Source organism: Klebsiella sp. Ech2A, assembly GCF_030078455.1.
GTDB lineage: Bacteria > Pseudomonadota > Gammaproteobacteria > Enterobacterales > Enterobacteriaceae > Klebsiella > Klebsiella terrigena.
Genome location: NZ_JAQGFU010000003.1, coordinates 47029 through 69391 on the forward strand (window position 1 = coordinate 47029; position 22363 = coordinate 69391).

The 22363-nt window shown below is 58.3% G+C and carries 22 protein-coding genes; 5 read left to right on the forward strand and 17 right to left on the reverse strand.

What is annotated here, in order from left to right; all coding sequences use genetic code 11:
* Window positions 1-3: 3 nt before the first annotated feature.
* The 4 genes from pabA to ppiA all read right to left on the reverse strand — a co-directional run bounded on the left by pabA (window position 4) and on the right by ppiA (window position 2039).
* On the reverse strand, window positions 4-567 hold the full coding sequence (gene pabA / locus PFH44_RS01540) for an aminodeoxychorismate synthase component 2 (protein ID WP_283824110.1): 564 nt from the start codon (window positions 565-567) through the stop codon (window positions 4-6).
* 44 nt (window positions 568-611) lie between these two features.
* The gene (locus PFH44_RS01545; protein WP_283824111.1) at window positions 612-1202 is read right to left on the reverse strand and encodes a putative adenosine monophosphate-protein transferase Fic; all 591 of its coding nucleotides are present in this window, start codon (window positions 1200-1202) and stop codon (window positions 612-614) included.
* On the reverse strand, window positions 1199-1360 hold the full coding sequence (locus PFH44_RS01550; protein ID WP_283824112.1) for a YhfG family protein: 162 nt from the start codon (window positions 1358-1360) through the stop codon (window positions 1199-1201). The genes PFH44_RS01545 and PFH44_RS01550 overlap by 4 nt, the downstream gene beginning before the upstream one ends.
* Before the next feature lie 109 nt (window positions 1361-1469).
* Window positions 1470-2039 carry a peptidylprolyl isomerase A gene (gene ppiA, locus PFH44_RS01555; protein WP_045854052.1) on the reverse strand — a complete coding sequence of 190 codons (570 nt, stop codon included), beginning with the start codon at window positions 2037-2039 and terminating at the stop codon, window positions 1470-1472.
* Between the two features lie 277 nt (window positions 2040-2316).
* Here ppiA and tsgA point away from each other — a divergent pair, with 277 nt between their 5' ends.
* On the forward strand, window positions 2317-3501 hold the full coding sequence (gene tsgA, locus PFH44_RS01560; RefSeq protein ID WP_123709748.1) for an MFS transporter TsgA: 1185 nt from the start codon (window positions 2317-2319) through the stop codon (window positions 3499-3501).
* A 6-nt stretch (window positions 3502-3507) separates the two neighbouring features.
* Here tsgA and PFH44_RS01565 read toward each other — a convergent pair whose 3' ends face one another.
* Window positions 3508-4830 carry a cytosine deaminase gene (locus PFH44_RS01565; RefSeq protein ID WP_283824113.1) on the reverse strand — a complete coding sequence of 441 codons (1323 nt, stop codon included), beginning with the start codon at window positions 4828-4830 and terminating at the stop codon, window positions 3508-3510.
* Window positions 4831-5070: 240 nt separating this feature from the next.
* Here PFH44_RS01565 and nirB point away from each other — a divergent pair, with 240 nt between their 5' ends.
* The 3 genes from nirB (at window position 5071) to cysG (ending at window position 9466) form a co-directional block, all read left to right on the forward strand.
* Window positions 5071-7614 (forward strand): nitrite reductase large subunit NirB, encoded by a 2544-nt coding sequence (gene nirB / locus PFH44_RS01570; RefSeq protein ID WP_283824114.1) that lies wholly within the window; start codon window positions 5071-5073, stop codon window positions 7612-7614.
* Complete coding sequence (gene nirD / locus PFH44_RS01575; RefSeq protein ID WP_283824115.1) at window positions 7611-7937, forward strand: nitrite reductase small subunit NirD; 327 nt, start codon at window positions 7611-7613, stop codon at window positions 7935-7937. The genes nirB and nirD overlap by 4 nt, the downstream gene beginning before the upstream one ends.
* 155 nt (window positions 7938-8092) lie before the next feature.
* Window positions 8093-9466 (forward strand): siroheme synthase CysG, encoded by a 1374-nt coding sequence (cysG, locus tag PFH44_RS01580; protein WP_128877009.1) that lies wholly within the window; start codon window positions 8093-8095, stop codon window positions 9464-9466.
* A 125-nt stretch (window positions 9467-9591) separates the two neighbouring features.
* Here cysG and trpS read toward each other — a convergent pair whose 3' ends face one another.
* The 12 genes from trpS to PFH44_RS01640 all read right to left on the reverse strand — a co-directional run bounded on the left by trpS (window position 9592) and on the right by PFH44_RS01640 (window position 19681).
* Window positions 9592-10596, reverse strand: a complete 1005-nt coding sequence (gene trpS / locus PFH44_RS01585; RefSeq protein WP_283824116.1) for a tryptophan--tRNA ligase — start codon at window positions 10594-10596, stop codon at window positions 9592-9594.
* Window positions 10589-11350, reverse strand: a complete 762-nt coding sequence (gph, locus tag PFH44_RS01590) for a phosphoglycolate phosphatase (RefSeq protein ID WP_283824117.1) — start codon at window positions 11348-11350, stop codon at window positions 10589-10591. The genes trpS and gph overlap by 8 nt, the downstream gene beginning before the upstream one ends.
* Window positions 11343-12020, reverse strand: coding sequence for a ribulose-phosphate 3-epimerase (gene rpe / locus PFH44_RS01595; RefSeq protein WP_041142999.1), 678 nt, complete (start codon window positions 12018-12020; stop codon window positions 11343-11345). The genes gph and rpe overlap by 8 nt, the downstream gene beginning before the upstream one ends.
* Before the next feature lie 17 nt (window positions 12021-12037).
* Window positions 12038-12862 carry an adenine-specific DNA-methyltransferase gene (dam, locus tag PFH44_RS01600; RefSeq protein ID WP_045854044.1) on the reverse strand — a complete coding sequence of 275 codons (825 nt, stop codon included), beginning with the start codon at window positions 12860-12862 and terminating at the stop codon, window positions 12038-12040.
* A gap of 77 nt (window positions 12863-12939) precedes the next feature.
* A complete protein-coding gene (damX, locus tag PFH44_RS01605; protein WP_283824118.1) occupies window positions 12940-14223 on the reverse strand; it encodes a cell division protein DamX in 1284 nt (427 codons plus the stop codon).
* An 84-nt stretch (window positions 14224-14307) separates the two neighbouring features.
* The gene (gene aroB, locus PFH44_RS01610; protein ID WP_041143002.1) at window positions 14308-15402 is read right to left on the reverse strand and encodes a 3-dehydroquinate synthase; all 1095 of its coding nucleotides are present in this window, start codon (window positions 15400-15402) and stop codon (window positions 14308-14310) included.
* A 54-nt stretch (window positions 15403-15456) separates the two neighbouring features.
* Window positions 15457-15978, reverse strand: a complete 522-nt coding sequence (aroK, locus tag PFH44_RS01615; RefSeq protein WP_004868452.1) for a shikimate kinase AroK — start codon at window positions 15976-15978, stop codon at window positions 15457-15459.
* 392 nt (window positions 15979-16370) lie between these two features.
* The gene (gene hofQ / locus PFH44_RS01620) at window positions 16371-17606 is read right to left on the reverse strand and encodes a DNA uptake porin HofQ (protein WP_283824119.1); all 1236 of its coding nucleotides are present in this window, start codon (window positions 17604-17606) and stop codon (window positions 16371-16373) included.
* Window positions 17521-17931: a HofP DNA utilization family protein gene (locus PFH44_RS01625; protein WP_283824120.1), complete on the reverse strand. Its 411-nt coding sequence runs from the start codon at window positions 17929-17931 to the stop codon at window positions 17521-17523. The genes hofQ and PFH44_RS01625 overlap by 86 nt, the downstream gene beginning before the upstream one ends.
* Window positions 17921-18370: a HofO family protein gene (locus PFH44_RS01630; RefSeq protein ID WP_283824121.1), complete on the reverse strand. Its 450-nt coding sequence runs from the start codon at window positions 18368-18370 to the stop codon at window positions 17921-17923. The genes PFH44_RS01625 and PFH44_RS01630 overlap by 11 nt, the downstream gene beginning before the upstream one ends.
* A complete protein-coding gene (locus PFH44_RS01635; RefSeq protein ID WP_283824122.1) occupies window positions 18354-18893 on the reverse strand; it encodes a PilN domain-containing protein in 540 nt (179 codons plus the stop codon). The genes PFH44_RS01630 and PFH44_RS01635 overlap by 17 nt, the downstream gene beginning before the upstream one ends.
* Before the next feature lie 2 nt (window positions 18894-18895).
* Entirely contained in the window at window positions 18896-19681 is a 786-nt protein-coding gene (locus PFH44_RS01640) for a type IV pilus biogenesis protein PilM (RefSeq protein ID WP_283824123.1), read from the reverse strand.
* Window positions 19682-19799: 118 nt separating this feature from the next.
* Between PFH44_RS01640 and mrcA the strand changes: the two genes are divergently transcribed.
* The gene (gene mrcA, locus PFH44_RS01645; RefSeq protein ID WP_283824124.1) at window positions 19800-22358 is read left to right on the forward strand and encodes a peptidoglycan glycosyltransferase/peptidoglycan DD-transpeptidase MrcA; all 2559 of its coding nucleotides are present in this window, start codon (window positions 19800-19802) and stop codon (window positions 22356-22358) included.
* Window positions 22359-22363: the final 5 nt, after the last annotated feature.

Consider the following 22363-nt stretch of genomic DNA (forward strand, 5'->3'; position numbering starts at 1 on the left):
AAATCACCGCCTGAGGAAGTTTGCCAGCAGCTGATGCCCCTGCTCGCTGAGGATGCTTTCCGGGTGAAACTGCACCCCCTCGAGATCCCACTCTCGATGGCGAATGGCCATAATCTCTCCGCTCTCGCTGCGGGCCGTCACTGCGAAGCAGTCAGGCAGGGTGTCCGGGTCAATGACCAGAGAGTGGTAGCGGGTCACGGTGAGGGGGTTGTTTAACCCCCGAAACACGCCGCGTCCGTCGTGGCTGATGGGGGCGGTTTTTCCATGCATGACTTTAGCGGCGCGGACGATGGTCGCCCCGAAGACCTGGGCGATAGCCTGATGCCCAAGGCACACGCCCAGCAGCGGCACCTTCCCGGCATAATGCCCGATGACGGCCAGGGAGATCCCCGACTCATCCGGCGTGCAGGGGCCAGGAGAGATAACGATTTTCTCCGGCGCCAGCGCCGCGATCTCCTCCAGCGTCAGCTCATCGTTACGCTTAACCAGCACCTCAGCCCCCAGCTCGCAAAAATACTGGTACAAATTCCAGGTGAAAGAATCATAGTTGTCGATAAGCAGGATCATAGCGGCTCCGGAAAAAACAAAACCGGGCTATTCTACTCAGAATCTCACGCTTCGCTTACCACTTTGGCAAAGATCGCTTCCAGCGGCTGCGCATCGCCCATGGCCCCCAGCTGATTAGCCCGGCCCCACGCCTCGGGATCGATATCGCGCCAGTCGAGGATAAAGCCGGCATGAATCGCCAGCTGCTCAAAGAAAATACGCTGCGCCAGCCCGCTGCCGAGGCGAAAAGGGTGCAGCACATTGATTTCACCGTAGTACCAGCTCAGGCGCGTAATAAAAGCGCTGCGCTCAAGGCCGCTAAGATAGTTCTCCTCTTCCAGAGCCCGCATCAGCGCGTTGCCCTCCTTTTCAATCCATGCGAAATGACAAAAAGGCGTATCTCCCTGATAGATATCAATCTCCCTGAATCGTCCGGCCCAGGCAAAAATATCCTGGTAGAGCTGATGGTGAATCGCGCAGAGATAGGGCAGCCCGCGCCCGCGCGGCCCCAGGGGAATCGTTGCCGCGCGTAGGGAGGTTATCTCCAGCATGACCTGCTCGAGCCGCCGGGCCTGGCGAATACCGGGAAGATTGCGCAATACGTCGAGCACGGGGTAGAGATAGGGATCGCGGTCGTTGCCAAATTTACTGCTCATGACGCCCCCCTCAGCTCAGCAAGGCGCGCCAGCGCTTCATCGGCGCTTAGCGTCACCAAAGGTACAGCGGCGCCTTCCAGCCGACGGCTGGCCTGAAAATTCACGTTTCGAGTCTGTTCCCAGAGCCGGGATTTTTGCTTATCGGTGAGTGAACGCATGCTCGCCTCTCTTATCGTCCCCTGTGCCACAAGTATAAGCAGCAATTTCGGGTCACGCAGAAAGGCCGAAACAACGGCGCGAGCGTAGGCCGCCCGCGCGCGGGAGAGCTTAAGGCAGAACCTTCGCGGAGAGGATCACAACGGGTTTGGACGGTACATTCTGGTACGGCCCAACGTTATGCGTCTGGACCTGGGAAATCTTGTCGGCGACGTCCATGCCTTTGACGACTTTACCAAACACCGCGTAGCCAAAATCGCGCTGTCCGTGATCGAGGAAGGCGTTGTCGGCGATGTTGATGAAGAACTGGCTGGTCGCGCTGTCCTGATCGGCGGTGCGCGCCATCGCGATGGTGCCACGGGTGTTACGCAGGCCGTTATCCGCTTCGTTTTTGATTGGCGGGTTCGGCTGCTTTTGCTGCATCTGCTCGCTGAAGCCGCCGCCCTGCACCATAAAGCCAGGAATTACGCGGTGAAAAGTGGTGTTGTTGTAGAAGCCGCTGTTCACGTACTTCAGGAAGTTATCGACGGAAATCGGTGCTTTCTGGCTATTTAACTCCAGCTCAATATTTCCCGCAGAAGTCGTCAGCAAGACATGAGGATCGCCCTTTGCTGCCATGGCCGGGGAGAAAGCGGAAATAGCGAAAACGGCAACCACCGCCGCCAGAGTTGATTTGAGCATCGAGATTCCTTAACGGAGCTGAAAAAAAGCAAGTGCATTGATTCTAAAGAGCCTTTGCATCCTGGGCCAGCCTTTTACCTAATTTTACGTAGCTGAAACAGTTGTAACGAGGCGCACTTCGCTCGGCCAAATCTATAAAAGCGATCTGCATCACACTAATCTATGCAAAAAGATCTACATTTCATAATAAACGTTTGCTTACATCACCCGAACGAATAAAATCTGTCCGCCCTGGCGCAGAGTCAACGCGCTTTACATTTCTATTCACAGGCCAGTCATGACTAACAGCAATCGTATCAAGCTCACATGGATCAGCTTCTTCTCCTACGCCCTGACCGGAGCGCTGGTGATCGTCACCGGGATGGTGATGGGCAATATCGCCGATTACTTCCATGTACCCGTTTCGAGTATGAGCAACACCTTCACTTTCCTCAATGCCGGGATCCTGATCTCTATCTTCCTCAACGCCTGGCTGATGGAGATCGTGCCGCTGAAAACGCAGCTGCGCTTTGGCTTTATCCTGATGGTACTGGCGGTAATCGGGCTGATCTTTGGCCACAGCCTGACGCTGTTCTCCGCGTCGATGTTCGTGCTGGGTCTGGTCAGCGGGATCACCATGTCGATCGGCACCTTCCTGATAACCCATATGTATGAAGGCCGCCAGCGCGGCGCGCGCCTGCTGTTCACCGACTCCTTCTTCAGCATGGCGGGAATGATTTTCCCGATGGTTGCCGCCTATCTGCTGGCGCGCAGCATCGAGTGGTACTGGGTGTATGTCTGCATTGGTCTGGTTTACGTCGCCATCTTCGTTCTGACTTTCGGCTGTGAATTCCCGGTGCTGGGCCATAAAGCGCAGCAGGACAGCCAGCCGGTCGTCAAAGAGAAATGGGGTATCGGCGTACTGTTCCTGTCCATCGCCGCGCTGTGCTACATCCTTGGCCAGTTGGGCTTTATCTCCTGGGTGCCGGAGTATGCCAAGGGCCTGGGCATGAGCCTTGGCGACGCAGGTAAGCTGGTAAGCGATTTCTGGATGTCGTACATGATAGGTATGTGGTCATTCAGCTTCATCCTGCGTTTCTTCGACCTGCAGCGCATTCTTACCGTTCTGGCGGGCCTGGCAACGGTGCTGATGTACCTGTTTATTAACGGTTCGCCGGAGCATATGCCGTGGTTTATCCTGACCCTTGGCTTCTTCTCCAGCGCTATCTACACCTCGCTGATTACCCTGGGTTCGCAGCAGACCAAAGTCTCCTCGCCGAAGCTGGTTAACTTTGTGCTCACCTGCGGCACCATCGGGACGATGCTGACCTTCGTGGTCACCGGTCCTATCGTTGCCGCCAGCGGCCCGCAGGCAGCGCTGCAAACCGCTAACGGCCTCTATGCCGTGGTATTCGTGATGTGCATTATCCTCGGCTTCGTCTCCCGCCACCGCCAGCACGGCGCGCAGGCGGGGTCACACTAAGCCACGCTAGCCCTTTGGCCCCTTTGCATCCGCAGAGGGGCTATTGCGAGTAAAGAACAGCTCCTCCCCGCCTCTATCGGTCTGTATCCAGGTCTGCGCCAGCTGCGTGGTGGCAATAACCCGCCCCTGACGAATCGACCAGCGTACCGGCACCTGACAGCGCACGGCTTCAAAACCGTTTTCCGCAGGCAGAATAATCAGGTTGGCGGTATTCCCCGTACTGATGCCGTAGTCGCTCAGACCAAAGGTGCGGGCGCTATTGTCGGTAATCAGCTTCAGGCCGTCGTTAATCTGCTGGTAGCCCATCAGCTGACAGACGTGCAGTCCCATATGCAGTACCTGCAGCATATTGCCGGTGCCCAGCGGATACCACGGGTCGAAAACGTCGTCGTGACCAAAGCACACGTTGATCCCTGCGGCCATCAGCTCTTTGACCCGGGTAATACCGCGCCGCTTGGGGTACTCGTCGAAGCGCCCCTGCAGGTGGATATTCACCAGCGGGTTGGCGACAAAGTTGATCCCCGAGAGCTTCAGCAGGCGAAACAGCCGCGAAGTGTAGGCGCCGTTATAGGAGTGCATGGCGGTGGTATGGCTGGCCGTAACCCGCGGGCCAATCCCCTCTTTTAGCGCCAGGGCCGCAACCGTTTCGACAAACCGCGACTGCTCATCATCGATTTCATCGCAGTGGATATCCAGCGGACGCTGATACTTCTGCGCCAGGCGAAAGGCGATATGCAGGGACTCAACGCCGTACTCGCGGGTAAACTCAAAGTGGGGAATCGCCCCCACCACGTCGGCGCCGAGGCGCAGCGCCTCTTCCAGCAGGGCCTCCCCATTGGGGTAGGATAAAATCCCCTCCTGTGGGAAGGCGACTATCTGCAAATCTACCCACGGGGCTACCTCCTGCTTCACTTCCAGCATCGCTTTTAAGGCGGTCAGCGTCGGGTCTGAAACATCGACATGCGTGCGTACAAACTGTATGCCGTTGGCAATTTGCCACTTCAGGGTTTTCCACGCCCGGGCTTTGACATCCTCATGGCTCAGCAGCGCCTTGCGCTCCGCCCAACGCTCAATACCCTCGAACAGCGTCCCGGATTGATTCCAGCTCGGCTCACCGGCAGTTTGCGTCGTATCCAGATGAATATGCGGTTCAATAAACGGCGGAATTGCCAGCCCACCGCGGGCGTTGAGCACTTCAAGACTCTCGCCGCGCGCGTCGCCCATCGGGGTAATATCGCCAAAGCAACCTTTATCTATTGCTATCTGCCATAGCCCATCGCGGCCAGGCAGGCGCACGTTCTGAATCAACCAAAGTGGTGCTGCTGTCATCTTGATGGCTCCCGTTAAAATTGCTTAATTTTCACTCAGCCCGCCCCCGCGTTCTCCTGCCATTTTTGTACATAAAAGCAACAAAAAGGAAAAGCCTGAGTTTTCCAATACTTAGAAAAACCCAAATAAATCATGACAATACCCATTAAGGGGTAGGCAGGATTGAATTTGATTTGCATCAATAAGTGTACCGGCTGAATCGTTAAGGTAGGCGGTATTAGAAAAGAAATCGAGGCAAAAATGAGCAAAGTCAGAATCGCTATTATCGGTAACGGCATGGTTGGCCATCGCTTTATCGAAGAGCTTCTTGATAAGGCGCCTGCCGGAGAGTTTGACATTACCGTGTTCTGCGAAGAACCCCGTATCGCTTACGACCGCGTCCACCTGTCATCTTACTTCTCCCATCATACCGCGGAAGAACTTTCGCTGGTTCGTGAAGGATTTTACGAGAAGCACGGCGTTAACGTCCTGATCGGCGAGCGCGCGATTACGATTAACCGCCAGGAGAAGGTCATTCACTCCAGCGCGGGACGCACCGTATTTTACGACAAACTGGTGATGGCAACCGGCTCCTATCCGTGGATCCCGCCGATTAAAGGCGCGGAAACTCAGGACTGCTTCGTTTACCGTACGATTGAAGATCTCAACGCTATCGAATCCTGCGCCCGCCGCAGCAAACGCGGCGCCGTCGTCGGCGGCGGCCTGCTGGGCCTTGAAGCCGCAGGCGCGCTGAAAAACCTCGGCGTTGAAACCCACGTTATCGAATTTGCGCCAATGCTGATGGCCGAGCAGCTTGATAATATGGGCGGCGAGCAGCTGAAGCGCAAAATCGAAAGTATGGGCGTGAAGGTTCATACCAGCAAAAATACCAAAGAAATCGTCCAGCAGGGCACCGAAGCGCGGAAAACCATGCAATTCGCCGACGGTAGCGAGCTGCAGGTCGATTTCATCGTGTTCTCCACCGGTATTCGCCCGCGCGACAAGCTGGCGACCCAATGCGGTCTGGCGGTGGCACAGCGCGGCGGTATCGTCGTGAATGATACCTGCCAGACCTCCGATCCGGATATCTACGCCATTGGCGAATGCGCCAGCTGGAACAACCGCGTCTATGGTCTGGTCGCGCCGGGCTACAAAATGGCCCAGGTAACCGTCGACCATATCCTCGGCACGGACAACGCCTTCACCGGCGCCGACCTCAGCGCCAAGCTGAAGCTGCTCGGCGTTGACGTTGGCGGCATCGGCGATGCGCATGGCCGCACGCCTGGCGCACGCAGCTACGTCTATCTCGATGAGAGCAAAGAAGTCTACAAACGCCTGATCGTCAGCGCAGATAACAAAACCCTGCTCGGCGCGGTGCTGGTTGGCGATACCAGCGACTACGGCAACCTGCTGCAGCTGGTGCTCAACGCCATCGAACTGCCGGAAAACCCGGACGCGCTGATCCTGCCGCCCCATGCCGGCAGCGGCAAGCCTTCTATTGGCGTCGATAAGCTGCCGGACAGCGCGCAAATCTGCTCCTGCTTCGACGTGACCAAAGGCATGCTGATCTCCGCCATCAATAAGGGCTGCCATACCGTTGCCGCGCTGAAAGCTGAAACCAAAGCCGGTACCGGCTGCGGCGGCTGTATTCCGCTGGTGACCCAGGTACTGAACGCCGAGCTGGCAAAACAGGGTATCGAAGTTAACCATAACCTGTGCGAGCACTTCGCCTACTCGCGCCAGGAGCTGTTCCACCTGATCCGCGTCGAAGGCATCAAAACCTTCGATGAGCTGCTGGAAAAACACGGCAAGGGCTACGGCTGCGAAGTATGTAAACCTACCGTTGGCTCACTGCTGGCCTCCTGCTGGAATGAGTACATCCTCAAACCTGAGCATACGCCGCTGCAGGAGACCAACGATAACTTCCTCGCCAATATCCAGAAAGACGGGACCTACTCGATTATCCCGCGTTCCGCAGGCGGCGAAATCACCCCCGAAGGCCTGGTGGCCGTCGGCCGCATCGCGCGTGAATATAACCTCTACACCAAAATCACCGGCTCGCAGCGTATCGGCATGTTTGGCGCTCAGAAAGACGATCTGCCGGAAATCTGGCGTCAGCTGATTGAAGCGGGCTTTGAAACCGGCCACGCGTACGCCAAGGCCCTGCGTATGGCCAAAACCTGCGTCGGCAGCACCTGGTGCCGCTACGGCGTGGGCGACAGCGTCGGCTTCGGCGTCGAGCTGGAGAATCGCTACAAAGGCATCCGTACGCCGCATAAGATGAAGTTTGGCGTGTCCGGCTGTACGCGTGAATGTGCGGAAGCGCAGGGTAAAGACGTCGGCATCATCGCCACCGAAAAAGGCTGGAACCTCTACGTGTGCGGCAACGGCGGGATGAAGCCTCGCCACGCGGATCTGCTGGCCGCCGACCTTGACCGTGAAACGCTGCTCAAGTATCTCGACCGCTTTATGATGTTCTACATCCGCACCGCCGATAAGCTGACGCGTACCGCGCCATGGCTGGATAACATGGAAGGCGGGATCGATTATCTGAAGCGCGTCATCATCGACGATAAGCTGGGTCTGAACGAACACCTGGAAGAGGAGCTGGCCCGCCTGCGTGCAGCCTTCGCCTGCGAGTGGACTGAAACCGTCAACAGCCCGGCGGCGCAGAGCCGCTTCAGGCACTTTATCAACAGCAGCCAGCGTGACCCGAACGTTCAGGTTGTGCCGGAACGTGAACAGCATCGCCCGGCTACGCCGTATGAGCGTATTCCGGTGACTCTGGTGGAGGAAAACGTATGAGCCAGTGGATAAACATCTGCAAGATTGACGAAATCCTGCCGGCAACCGGCGTCTGCGCCCTGCTTGGCCAGCAGCAGGTTGCCGTCTTCCGCCCTTATCACGACGAGCGGGTTTTTGCGATCAGCAACATCGATCCGTTCTTCAACGCCAGCGTTCTTTCTCGCGGCATCATTGCCGAACACGAAGGCGACCTGTGGGTTGCCAGCCCGTTGAAAAAACAGCGTTTCCGTCTGCGTGACGGCGTCTGCATGGAAGATGGGAGCCACTCCATCGCCCATTTTGACGCGCGGGTAAAAGACGGGAAGGTTCAGCTTAAAGCCTGACGCCCCGAGGTTCCCTCTGGTCCTCAGAGGGAACCATACATTCTGCTTATGCCCACTAAGCGGTAAGCACCGGAAAAGTCGTATATTTTGTCACTCCTCCGCTGCTATGCTACGACGGCTCACCATCTCTCATTGCCCTGCTGCGAGGATATTCCGTGGATCACTTACCCATTTTTTGCCAGTTGCGCGATCGCGACTGTCTGCTGGTTGGCGGCGGGGATGTTGCCGAACGCAAGGCGCGGCTGCTGCTCGATGCTGGCGCCAAATTAACGGTTAACGCCCTCGAATTCTCGCCACAGTTTCAGGTGTGGGCGGATGCGCAGATGCTAACGCTGGTAAAAGACCGCTTTAATCCCGAACTGCTCGACTGCTGCTGGCTGGCGATCGCCGCGACGGACGACAACGACGTTAACCAGCAGGTCAGCCAGGCGGCGGAAGCGCGACGTATCTTTTGCAACGTCGTGGATTCGCCGCAGCAGGCCAGCTTTATTATGCCCTCGATTATCGACCGCTCGCCGCTGATGGTCGCCGTCTCCTCCGGCGGGACGTCGCCGGTGCTGGCGCGGCTGCTGCGCGAAAAGCTGGAGTCGGTTCTTCCGCTGCATTTAGGCCAGCTGGCGCACTATGCTGGCCAGCTGCGGGCGCGGGTTAAAAAACAGTTTGCCACGGTGGCCGAGCGTCGACGCTTCTGGGAAAAGCTGTTTATGAACGACCGCCTGGCGCAGTCGTTAGCCAACGAAGACCGGCAGGCCGTAGCCGATACCACCGAGCAGCTGCTGACCGAACCGCTGGATCACCGCGGTGAAGTCGTGCTGGTGGGCGCCGGGCCGGGTGATGCCGGTCTGCTGACCCTGAAAGGGCTGCAGCAGATCCAGCAGGCGGACGTCGTGGTTTACGATCGGCTGGTCTCAGACGATATTATGAATCTGGTTCGCCGCGACGCCGACCGGGTATTCGTCGGCAAGCGGGCGGGCTACCACTGCGTACCGCAGGATGAGATTAACCAGATCCTGCTGCGGGAAGCGCAGAACGGCCGCCGCGTCGTGCGTCTGAAGGGCGGCGATCCGTTTATTTTCGGCCGCGGTGGCGAAGAGCTCGAAACCCTGTGTAATGCCGGTATTCCCTTCTCGGTGGTTCCGGGGATCACCGCCGCCTCCGGCTGCTCCGCCTATTCCGGTATTCCGCTGACCCACCGCGACTTCGCGCAGGGCGTACGCCTGGTCACCGGGCATCTGAAAACCGGGGCCGAGCTGGACTGGCAAAACCTGGCGGTAGAAAAGCAGACGCTGGTATTTTATATGGGCTTAAACCAGGCGTCAGCGATCAGAGAGAAGCTTATTGCCCACGGCATGGCGGCAGATATGCCGGCGGCGATTGTTGAAAACGGTACGGCGGTCAGCCAGAAGGTGGTGACCGGCACCCTGGATCGGCTGGACGTGCTGGCGCAGCAGATGGCGAGCCCGGCGCTGATTATCGTCGGCCGCGTGGTGAGCCTGCGCGACAGGCTCAACTGGTTCTCTAACCACTAAGATTCGCCGCGCCTCTGCTCGCAGCGTGCTGAACGGGCGAGGTAGCGACAACGGTAAAAAAGCAAAAGGGCGGGATTAACCCGCCTTTTTTTCGGCTTTGTGCGTGCGGTCTTTATCGCCGCCGCTTACGGCTTCGCAACAAAACCAATCGCTTCGTATACCGCTTTCAGCGTTTGTGAAGCGCGAGCGCTGGCTTTATCCGCCCCGTCTCTCATCACCTGGTTCAGGAAGGCTTCATCGTTACGGAAGCGGTTATAGCGCTCCTGCAGCTCAACCAGCATGCCGGACACCGCATCGGCTACTTCGCCCTTCAGATGACCGTACATTTTCCCGTCGAAGTGCTGCTCCAGCTCCGCAATGCTCTGGCCGGTCACGCCGGAGAGAATATCCAGCAGGTTAGATACGCCGGCTTTGTTCTGCTGGTCGTAGCGCACGACCGGCGGCTCGTCGGAATCCGTTACCGCACGCTTGATCTTTTTGACGACCGATTTCGGGTCTTCCAGCAGGCCAATGACGTTGTTGCGGTTGTCGTCCGACTTGGACATCTTTTTCGTCGGCTCAAGCAGCGACATGACGCGCGCGCCGGATTTCGGAATAAACGGCTCAGGAACCTTGAACACTTCGCCGTAGATTGCGTTGAAGCGCTGGGCGATATCGCGGCTCAGCTCCAGGTGCTGCTTCTGGTCTTCGCCCACCGGCACCTGGTTGGTTTGATAAAGCAGGATGTCGGCCGCCATCAGCACCGGATAATCAAACAGGCCGGCGTTAATGTTTTCCGAGTAGCGCGCGGACTTGTCCTTGAACTGGGTCATGCGGCTCAGCTCACCGAAATAGGTGTAGCAGTTCAGCGCCCAGCCCAGCTGCGCATGCTCCGGCACGTGCGACTGAACGAAGATGGTGCTTTTCGCAGGATCGATACCGCATGCAAGGTAAAGCGCCAGCGTATCCAGCGTGGCCTTACGCAGTTTCTCAGGATCCTGACGCGCGGTGATGGCGTGCAAATCCACGATGCAGTAGATGCACTGAAAATCATCCTGCATGCCCACCCACTGACGCAGCGCACCCATGTAGTTGCCAATGGTCAATTCACCTGAGGGCTGTGCGCCACTAAAAACGATGGGCTTAGTCATTTTTTAATTCCTGAGTTTCACTGGACGGTAACCCGAGAGCGGGTAGGAGTTCGTTAAATTGGTCAAAGATGCAATCCGGCTCGCTGAGCGCGATGGGCTCACCGTAGTTGTAGCCGTAGGTCAGGCCAACTGAGCCAAAGCCGGCCGCTTTCGCCGCCATGACATCGTTACGCGAATCGCCGACAAACAGCAGCTCAGCGGGAGCCAACCCCAGCTTTTCCGCAACCAGCAGCAGCGGTTCGGGATGCGGCTTCTTGTTCTGCACATCGTCGCCGCCGATAACCACGGTAAAATATTTAGCGATATCCAGCGCGGCCAGCATCGGGGCAACGAACGGCGTCGGCTTGTTGGTGACCAGCGCCAGCGGCAGCCCTTTGGCGTGCAGAGCGCCCAGCGTATCGGCGACCGCCGGGAACAGGAAGCTGCCCTCTTCCGCGGCTTCAGCATAGTAGCGGTCAAACAGCTTGCGCAGCAGCGCCAGCTGCTCGGCCTGCGGGATATCGTCGCGATCGGCGGAAGGTTTCCCCCCGGCCGCGCGCAGCGTCGCGCGCTCCTGACGTGCCCAGATAAGGGCGCGCTCCATCAGCACGTCCGCGCCGTTGCCAATCCAGGTGACAACGCGATCCTCTCCCGCCATCGGGAGTTCTAAAGCGTAAAGCGCGCTATCAACGGCCGCCGTCAGACCCGGCGCGCTGTCCACCAGCGTGCCGTCGAGGTCAAACGCGATACCGCGAATAGCCTGTAACTTATCCATGACTAACCTTCGCTAATTCACTGCGCATTTGATCGATGACTGTTTTATAGTCCGGCTGGTCGAAAATGGCCGAGCCGGCAACGAACATATCCGCCCCTGCGGCCGCAATATCCGCGATATTGCTAACTTTTACGCCGCCGTCGACTTCGAGGCGAATATCGTAGCCGGAGGCATCGATGCGCTGGCGAACTTCACGGAGTTTGTCGAGGGTCTGCGGAATGAAAGACTGGCCGCCGAATCCCGGGTTGACGGACATCAGCAGGATCACGTCCAGCTTATCCATCACGTAATCAAGGTAGCTCAGCGGGGTTGCCGGGTTGAATACCAGGCCGGCCTTACAGCCGTGCTCTTTGATGAGCTGCAGGCTGCGATCGACGTGCTCTGACGCTTCCGGATGGAAGGTGATGATGCTGGCGCCCGCGGCGGCGAAATCAGGAATGATGCGGTCGACCGGCTTAACCATCAGGTGCACGTCGATAGGCGCGGTGATGCCATAGCCGCGCAGCGCTTTCAGCACCATTGGGCCGATAGTCAGATTCGGCACGTAGTGGTTGTCCATCACGTCAAAGTGCACAACGTCTGCACCTGCAGCCAACGCTTTGGCGGTATCTTCACCCAAACGGGCAAAATCAGCCGACAGAATCGAAGGGGCAATCAAATACTGCTTCATCCGCATCTCCTTGAAAATTATTTAGTCTTCGGCGGACGGTAAAGAGCAAGAAGCTCGTCCACCTTCTTTCGGGTACCACCGTTGCTGCTGATACTGCGTCGAACTTTGACGACGTGCAGTTTAGCCAGACGATACCATTCGCGGGTAAGCGCGGTATCGTGGTTAGAAATCAGAACCGGAACCCGCTGCTCGAACAGATTCTCCGCCAGCTGCGCCAGATGGGCCTGCTGTTCGGAATTAAAGCTGCTCGTATGGTACGCCGTAAAGTTCGCGGTAGCAGACAAAGGCGCGTACGGCGGGTCGCAGTAGACCACAGAAGTCCCGTCGGCTCGCGCCATGCTGTCGGCGTACGACTCGCAGTAGAAGTAGGCATTCTGCGCCTTCTGCGCAAAATGATACAGTTCATCTTCGGGGAAATAGGGCTTCTTATAGCGGCCAAAAGGCACGTTGAACTCACCGCGCAGATTGTAACGACACAGGCCGTTGTAGCCATGGCGATTCAGATACAGGAACAGCACCGCACGACGAAGCGGGTCCTGGCTTTGATTGAATTCAGCACGGAACTGGTAGTATCTCTCCGCCACGTTATTCTCAGGCGTAAACATCTCCTGCGCCGCGGTAACATAATCATCCGTCTGCGATTTGACGATGTTGTAAAGGCTAATCAAATCGCTGTTGATGTCCGCGAGGATATAACGAGAAAAGTCGGTATTAAGAAATACCGACCCGGCGCCTACAAAGGGCTCAATCAGACAGTCGCCCTGCGGCAAATGTTTTTTTATATCGTCAAGCAGGGGGTATTTCCCCCCCGCCCATTTCAGAAAAGCGCGATTCTTTTTCATGCTGCCTAAATAATTACACATTCTCCGGCTGTGGAGAAAGCTCCGACAGCACCCTGCGCTTAAGACTACGCCGCGGCTTACTTCAGGTCAGCCTGGACCTGATGCAGCGGTTTTGCCCACGGGTTTTTCGCCTGCACGTCCGCTGGCAGAGTCGCTACAGCGCGTTTAGCTTCATCTTTCGAAGCATAAATGCCGCTGACCAGCACGTACCAGGGCTGACCGTTACGGGTAGTCTCATAGACGACGTACTTATCCAGCTTCTCTTTCTTCGCCCAGCTACTCAGATTGTTGTAGTTGGAGGAAGAGCTGAGCTGCAGGGTGTAGTTGCTGGACGGAGCGGCTTTCATCGAGCTCACGTCACCGGCAGTTTTGCCCGCAGAAGCGGCCGCTGTCGCCGCCGGAGCAGCGGTCGCTGCAGCAGTAGCGGTTGCCGCAGGCGCGGCGGCCGGAGTCGGCTTAGCCTGGGCAGTAGCGGCAGGCTTAGCTGGCGCGACGGCTGGCGTTTTCACCGGAGCCGCAGCGGCGGTGCTTTCAACACGCTTCGGCTGTGCCGGCTTCGACTCAACCGGTGCTTTCGCGGTAGCCATCGGCTTCGGCTCAATAACCGTATGCTTACGCTCGGCCGGACGCGGTGCGGCGGCGGTCTGCGTCTGGCGCTCGGTGGTTGCCTGACGCGGAGCCGTACCGTTGCGCATCGGGGCGACGGTTGCAGGTTCGGTCGGTAACGTCGAGCTAGCCACGGCGCTGTCAATCTGGCCCTGCTGCTGAGTCAGCGCGTTGTTCAGATCGCCCTGAACCTCGACGCGCTGCTGTCCCTGCGGCTCAGCGGTAGTCTGGCCCTGGGTTGGGTTAGACGCAATTGGCGGCAGAGAAACGTCCTGCTGCTGGGTGCTACCCGCGGTCTGGCCCTGCGCGGCAGGCTGAGCGCTATTGTCCTGCGCGTCTGACAGATTGATACTCTTCTCACCTGTCGCCGCTTGTTCGTTCGAGGAAGATGGCGACTTCAGTGCTGAACCGATGCCGACAATCAGCAGCAGCAGCACGAGGATCCCCACCCCCATCATAATGTACTGGCGAGAGGCAGGCTTCGCTGGCGCTTTCTTACGCTTACGCGGACGGCGCTCAACCTGCTGCTCTTCGACCTCGTCTTCTTCAGACTCCAGCTCTTCTTCATACTCTTCTTCATCGCGCTCACGGCGTGCTTTACTGGCGCGCGTCGGACGGCTCTCGTCCGCATCAAGATCGACATCATCAAAATTGATCTGCGGATCGCTATCACGCTCGGAAGACTGACGGGAACGACCAGCACGACGATCGTTGCGATCGGCTTTCAAATCGTCTTCTGGTTTGAATTCATCCATTTAACACCCCACTAAAAGGCTTATGCTCACGACTATTGCATGTCACCTGAAATGATAACGCCGCGCGGACGCGGCTAGACCTTCTTATTGTTGCGCCTGCTCAGTATCAGCAATCGCGCCAAGAACTACATCGTGCGACACTCCGCCGCGAACTTCGCTTTTCCCTATAGCGAGCGGTAGCACCAGCCGCATTTCGCCTGCCAGCACCTTTTTATCACGCATCATGTGGGGCAGATACGCCTGCGCGGTCATCTCCTGCGGCCCACTGACCGGCAGACCCGCACGCTGCAGCAGCGTAATAAGACGCTGCGTATCCTGCGCGCTGAACTGCCCTAATCGTTCGGACGTACGCGCAGCCATGACCATACCGGCAGCGACAGCCTCGCCGTGCAGCCAGTTACCGTAGCCCATTTCGGCCTCGATGGCATGACCAAAAGTATGTCCAAGATTCAGTAAAGCACGTAACCCGGTTTCACGCTCGTCGGCAGCAACAACTTCGGCTTTCAGCTCACAGCAGCGGCGAATACAGTACGCCATTGCTTTTTCATCCAGCGCCATCAGCGCATCGATGTTGTTTTCCAGCCAGTCGAAGAACTCACCGTCAAGGATGACGCCGTACTTAATGACTTCAGCCAGGCCGGAAGACAGTTCGCGCGCCGGCAACGTCTTAAGACAGTTGAGATCGACAACGACGGAAACTGGCTGCCAGAAGGCACCAATCATATTTTTACCGAGAGGATGATTGACGGCAGTTTTACCACCGACCGAAGAATCCACCTGCGACAGCAGGGTGGTTGGAACCTGAATAAAACGCACACCGCGCTGATAGCTAGCCGCAGCAAAGCCGGTTAAATCACCGACCACGCCACCGCCGAGTGCTACCAGTGTGGTGTCACGACCGTGCGGTTTTTGCAACAAAGCGGTGAAGACCGTATCCATCACCGTCAGGCTTTTGTACTGCTCGCCGTCGGGTAAAATAACACTGTCTACCTTAACACCCGCCTGCTCCAGCACGGAACGAACGTTATCCAGATAAAGCGGCGCCAGCGTTTCATTGGTGACCAGCATAACCTGGTCGCCTGATTGCAGTGGCTGAAAGGAAGCTGGATCGTTAAACAAACCAGCCGCGATGGTAATCGGGTAACTACGTTCCCCGAGAGTTACAGTAAGCCTCTCCATAACGCGACGTCCACCTCAGTTGCTTTTACTCTGACGCACTTTATTAAGCCAGAATCAATTGCTTTCCAGCATATGAATAATCTGGTTTGCCACCACTTTCGCACTCTGATCGTCAGTACGAATAGTGACGTCAGCAATCTCTTCATACAGCGGGTTGCGCTCGTCTGCCAACGCTTCAAGCACTTCGCGAGGCGGCGCTTCAACCTGTAATAGAGGACGCTTTTTATCGCGCTGCGTACGGGCAAGCTGTTTTTCGATCGTTGTTTCCAGGTAGACCACCACGCCGCGGGCGGAGAGACGGTTACGCGTTTCACGGGATTTTACAGAGCCGCCGCCTGTTGCCAGCACAATTCCCTGTTTTTCCGTCAATTCATTGATGATTTTTTCTTCACGATCGCGGAAGCCGTCTTCGCCTTCAACATCGAAGACCCAGCCAACGTCAGCGCCGGTGCGTTTCTCAATCTCTTGATCGGAATCGTAAAATTCCATGTTGAGCTGTTGGGCTAACTGGCGCCCAATAGTGCTTTTGCCGGCACCCATAGGCCCAACCAGAAAGATATTGCGTTTCTCTGCCATTTTTTCGGTACTACTAAGACTATTCGTTAATGATAAACCCGCTTCGCGAATACCCAGCGCGGCAGGACATGAACTGAAACCTCATATGCAATAGAGCGAGAGTCAGACTAAAAATTATCTCAATACTCCGGCAGGTTTGGCAACTGAATATACGCTTCATTATTCAAACTACCCCACCGTTGGCTGCACTTATTCGCCTCCAGGTGCATAGCTAGCTATGTTTCTGGGGGTGAACTTGCTTACCGCCTCAATACGTCTTTAACGATTATGAGAATAAATCACCGGACAAAAAGGGAGGATTGATGCCGAACCCGACTCTCAAATCGGTACCCCTTGTATGCTAAATCCGTCCTCACGTCAAACACCTGAAACGTGTTTAGCAAGAAAAACGCCTAATGCACTGCCAGAATCCGTGGGGTAATGAAGACAACCAGTTCGCGTCGCTCATTATCTTTCCCGTCCCGGCGAAACAGCTGACCCAGCAGAGGAATATCGCCGAGTAGCGGAATACTGTCGCGGGCAGATTTGTTTTTTTGTGAAAAAATCCCTCCCAGCGCCAGGGTTTCACCGCTGTTCACCTCAACCTGGGTTTCAATTTCCTGCTTATCGATTGCCAGCACCTCGCCATTTTCCTGCTGCAGCACCTGACCCGGCGTATTCTCACTGATTCGCAGCTTCAGGCGCACGCGGTTCTGCTGCAGCACCGTTGGCGTCACCTCCATTCCTAACACCGCTTCTTTGAACTCGACCGACGTTGCGCCGTTCTCTCCGCGGGAAACCTGATAGGGTATTTCGCTCCCCTGCTTAATGCTGGCGGGCTGCATATGGGAAGCCAGCAGCCGCGGGCTGGCGATGATGTCGACCTGCTGCTTTCGCTCCAGCGCCGACAGCTCCAGCGCCAGCAGGCGCCCGTTGATGCGCCCAATATTGAAGCCCGTGCGCGTACTGGCATCGCCTACCGCCAGCTGGCTGCCCAGCGCGGTGAACTTGCCCGCACCCGGCACGCTGCTGGCTTCAGCCAGGCTCCATTTCACCCCCAGCTCGCGCAGGCTGGTTTCGCTCATTGAGACAATATGCGCCGCCAGCTCTACCTGACCGACGGGCAGGTCCATCTCCAGAGCCCAGGCCTTCAGCGCGGCCAGATGCTCAGCGTCATCCCGAATCAGCAGCCGGTTGGTGCGCCTATCGACGGTCAGGCTACCGCGCGGGCTGAGCAGCCTGTCGCCGTCCTTCGCCAGCTCGCCCGCATCGGCATAGCGCAGCACGATGCTCTGCCGCTGCAGAGGGAGATTCTGTCTTCGCTTTGCGCGATCGGATTCAAGCTGCGCCTGCTGCGCTTTTTTCCACGCCAAAGTATGCACGTACAGAATCGTTCCCTGCTGGCTGAACGCCAGCCCGGCGCTATCGACGACTGACCTCAGCGCCTGCTGCCAGGGAACGTTGTGCAGGTGCAGCGAGAGCGTCCCGCTCACGTCGGAAGCGACCACCAGATTCTGCTGCCGCAGCGCCGCCAGCGTTTGTAGCACCTGAACCACCGGGACCTCATCGACCACCAGAGAGATCGGCGGCTCTTTTTTGGCCGCCGCTGCCGCCAGCGGCAGCAGAAATAACAGGCTTATCCATCGCATCTTTTTTTTCCTCACGCAGCCAGCGCCAGTGCAGAGGATCGCATCCCGGCCCCGTTGCTATTTCGATTTTTTCCGCCGTCAGCAGGCTTATCTTCCAGCCGGCCACGAGGGTGTCGTTTACCCTCACCCGACGCCACTTTCCCGCGCTGTCCTGCAGGATACCAATCCACAGCTGCGGGGAGCCTATCGCCCCGCCGTAGCGCCACTGCGTCAGCGCCGCCACCTGACAGCGATCTTCCGCCGGCTGGAAGGGATCACGCGCCTCGCCGGCCAGCGGCAGAGGTACAGACAGCAGCAGCGCCAGGCGCCACCCTTTACTCCGCATCTTCGGCCTCCAGCTGCAGGCTCAGCCGCAGCACCTGCTTCTGCGGCTGTAGCGAAAACGCGGCGACCCGCATCCCGCAGTCTGCCAGCCAGGAAAACAGCGCCGGCACCGACGGCCAGCGAAGCTCAAGCACCATCTCCCCGCCCTTTCCTGCGGGCTTCCAGGCAATTAGCGCCGCCCCATTGACCGGCAGATGAAGCGGGGAAAAAACCCGCCTCGCGGGCCCGGCGACCGCCTCCCGGACAAGGGCTACCCGCAGCGGGAGCAGCTTCAGCCACTGCTGGCGCAGACGGTCCGAGCGAACGCTTTCCTGCGCCGGCGGCGGAGATATCAGCCACAAACCGACGGTGAGAGTAAGCGGCAAGGCGATCGCCAGCGTTAGCCAGCCGCCGCGCAGGGGGAAAAGTGATGCCTTCCCGCGCTCAATAAGTGCCCGCATAAAGGCTTTCTCCTGCAAGGGAAAAACTAAACAGCCAGCGGCCACCGGTATCACGCCGGGTTTCACCGGTTTTGGCTGGCCGAAATCCATCGACCGTCGTCAGCGCGGTTTCCAGCGCCGATAGGGCGTTCAGGCGTAGGGTCAGGCCGCTGAGGGTCAGGGTGTTTTGCTGATACTCCAGCCGGGTTAGCCAGGCCTGTTGCGGCATCAGCGACGCAATCCTGCCCAGCCGCGGCTGCCAGGCTCGGGTCAGCTCCCGCTGCTGGTGGCGCAAGCGCTGCTTTTCATGCTGCTGGAGCTGCTCCTGCATCAGGCGTTCACGCTGCTGGAGTGCCGCATAAAGCTGATTTTCGGCGGCTAATCTCACCGCTTCGAGCCTGTCGTCAGCCTCGCGCGACGTCCGGGAAACCGACAGCGCCAGCAGCAGGCCCAGCAGCAGCCCGCCGGCGGAGAGTAGCCAAAGTCGCAGCCGCTGCCGCCGACGCGCGGCTCGCCAGGGAAGAAGGTTGATAGCCTGCGCCACGCTCAGTGCACTCCCAGCGCGAGGCCCAGCGCCACGGCGAAGCTGTCGCCGCAGGAGGGGAGCGGAGGCTGCAGGCGATGTATCACGCTCCACGGGTCAAAGCGACATTCGTCGGCAGGCCGGGTCGAACAAAGCCCGAGCTGCCGGGCGTTTAATCGCGCAGAGAGCTGAGAAAATGCGGTGACTTCAGCACGCGGACAGCTGCCCCAGCTATCCGGCAAAGCCCATATCCAGTGCATTTCATCGTGCCACGCAAGGCCTGATAGTTCCGCCGGTAGCCAGGGGAAAAAGGCGCTCAGCGCGCTGGCATCGGGGACAATTGCGCTCACCCTGAGCTTTAGCCGGGCGGCAAGCTGGCGCAGCGCGTCGATATCGAGTCGCTGAGCGGCGGTGACCCGCCACTCGCTGGCGTCCGGGGATGCGCTATAATCGACGCATAACGAGGATACGGGCATTTCCAGCTGCTGCGCCATGGCGCTGGCCGCCCACATCGCCTGCTCGCTTTCACGCAGAGAGAGCTGGGGTGACGGGACTCTTTTTTGCAGCGTTCGGCTGGCCGGAAACGCGATACTCACCTGATGCTGTAGCGGCAGCTCTCGTCGCCAGCCGCGCAGCCGCTCGGCCAGCGCCATGCCGTCAGCCACCTGTCCATTCCGGACGATGCCGGGTGCCAGCGCGATATGCCACCAGCGGCACAGCGCCCAGCGGGAGCGCTCAAACCGCAGCGCCACGATCGCTATCTTATCCTGCTGGATGTGCATCCCTATTCGCCAGTTCCTGAAAGCCATGGTGATATCTCCTTATCCGCCGTTACGGGTTGAGCTCTATCAATGCACCAGGCTTGCCTTTATACTACCGCGCGTTTGTTTATAAACTGCCCAAATAAAACTAAATGGGAAAACTCCGGTGAAGTTCGTAAAGTATCTATTCATCCTTGCAGTCTGTTGCGTTCTGCTGGGTGCAGGCTCGATTTTTGGCCTTTATAAATATATTGAGCCACAGCTCCCCGACGTCGCGACCCTGAAGGATGTGCGCCTGCAGATCCCGATGCAGGTCTACAGCGCGGATGGCGAGCTTATTGCGCAATATGGCGAGAAGCGCCGTATTCCCGTAACCCTGCAACAAATGCCGCCTGAGCTGCTCAAAGCGTTTATTGCCACCGAAGACAGCCGTTTTTACGAGCATCATGGCGTCGACCCGGTCGGTATTTTCCGTGCGGCCAGCATCGCCATGTTCTCCGGCCATGCGTCGCAGGGTGCCAGCACCATCACCCAGCAGCTGGCGCGTAACTTCTTCCTGAGCCCGGAGAAGACGCTGATGCGTAAGATCAAAGAGGCATTCCTCGCGATCCGCATCGAGCAGCTGCTGAGCAAAGATGAAATCCTTGAGCTGTACGTCAATAAAATCTACCTCGGCTATCGCGCCTATGGCGTTGGCGCCGCGGCGCAGGTCTATTTTGGTAAATCGGTCGAGCAGCTCAGCCTGAGCGAAATGGCCGTCATCGCCGGCCTGCCGAAGGCGCCGTCGACCTTTAACCCGCTGTACTCGCTGGACCGCGCGACCGCCCGCCGCAACGTGGTGCTGGCGCGTATGCTGAGCGAAGGCTATATCACGCAGCCTCAGTACGACCAGGCGCGCGGGGAAGCGATCGATGCCCGATACCATGCGCCGGAAATCGCCTTCTCCTCGCCGTACCTCAGCGAGATGGTGCGCCAGGAGATGGTTAACCGCTACGGCGAAAAGGCCTATGAAGACGGCTACCGCGTCTACACCACGATTACCCGGAAAAACCAGCAGGCGGCCCAGCAGGCGGTACGCAATAACGTGCTGGACTACGATATGCGCCATGGCTACCGCGGGCCGTCAGCGGTGCTGTGGAAAGTGGGCGAACCCCCGTGGAACAGCAAGAAAATCATCGCCACGTTGAAAAATCAGCCCGGCTCCGGGCCGCTCTCTCCGGCGGTCGTGACGTCGGCCAACCCGCAGGAAGCCGTTGCGCTGCTCGGCGACGGCACTTCGGCGATGCTCAATATGGACGGCGTTCGCTGGGCCCGGCGCTTTATCTCCGATACCCAGCAGGGCGCGACGCCGCGCAAAGTGACCGACGTAGTGCAGACGGGACAACAGATCTGGGTCCGCCAGGTGGGCAGCAGCTGGTGGCTGTCGCAGGTACCGGACGTGAACTCGGCGCTGGTCTCCATTAACCCGCAAAATGGCGCCATTATCGCGCTGGTCGGCGGCTTCGACTTTAACCAGAGCAAGTTTAACCGCGCCACTCAGGCCTTGCGTCAGGTGGGGTCGAACATTAAGCCGTTCCTCTACACCGCGGCGATGGATAAAGGCCTAACCCTGGCGAGCATGCTCAACGATGTGCCCATTTCCCGCTGGGATGCCGGCGCGGGTTCTGACTGGCAGCCGAAAAACTCCCCGCCGCAGTACGCGGGCCCTATTCGTCTGCGTCAGGGGCTGGGACAGTCGAAAAACGTGGTGATGGTTCGCGCGATGCGCGCGATGGGCGTTGATTACGCGGCGGAATATCTGCAGCGCTTCGGCTTCCCGGCGCAGAACATCGTGCATACCGAATCGCTGGCGCTGGGCTCAGCCTCGTTTACGCCGCTGCAGGTTGCCCGCGGCTACTCGGTGATGGCTAACGGCGGTTTCCTGATTACACCGTTCTTTATCAGCAAGATAGAAAACGATCAGGGCGGCGTCATCTTCGAAGAGCGGCCGAAAGTTGCCTGCCCGCAGTGCAACTCCCCGGTGATTTACGGCGATACGCCGAAGTCCAACGTTCTGGAGAATAAAGACGTCGAAGAGGTCGCGACCTCTGAAGATCCGCAAAACCCGGCGGTGCCGCCGCAGCCGCAGCTTGAGCAGGCGAACCAGGCCCTGGTGGCCCAAAGCGGAGCGCCGGAGTACGCGCCGCACGTGATTAATACGCCGCTGGCCTTCCTGATTAAAAGCGCGCTGAACAGCAACATCTTCGGCGAACCGGGCTGGATGGGAACCGGCTGGCGCGCCGGCCGCGATCTCCAGCGCCACGATATCGGCGGCAAAACGGGGACCACCAACAGCTCGAAAGATGCGTGGTTCTCAGGTTATGGCCCAGGCGTCGTGACGTCAGTATGGATTGGCTTTGACGACCATCGACGCGATCTGGGCCGTACAACCGCTTCCGGCGCCATTAAAGAGCAGATCTCCGGTTACGAAGGCGGGGCAAAAAGCGCCCAGCCGGCCTGGGATGACTTTATGAAGAGAGTACTTGAAGGCGTGCCGGAAGAGCCGCTAACGCCGCCGTCTGGCATCGTTACGGTGAATATCGATCGCAGCACCGGCCAGCTGGCCAGCGGCGGCAATAGTCGTGCGGAGTACTTTATTGACGGCACGCAGCCCACCCAGCAGGCGGTGCATGAAGTGGGGACGACCCTCACCGACGGTGGGGGAGAGACCCACGAGCTGTTCTGACAAAA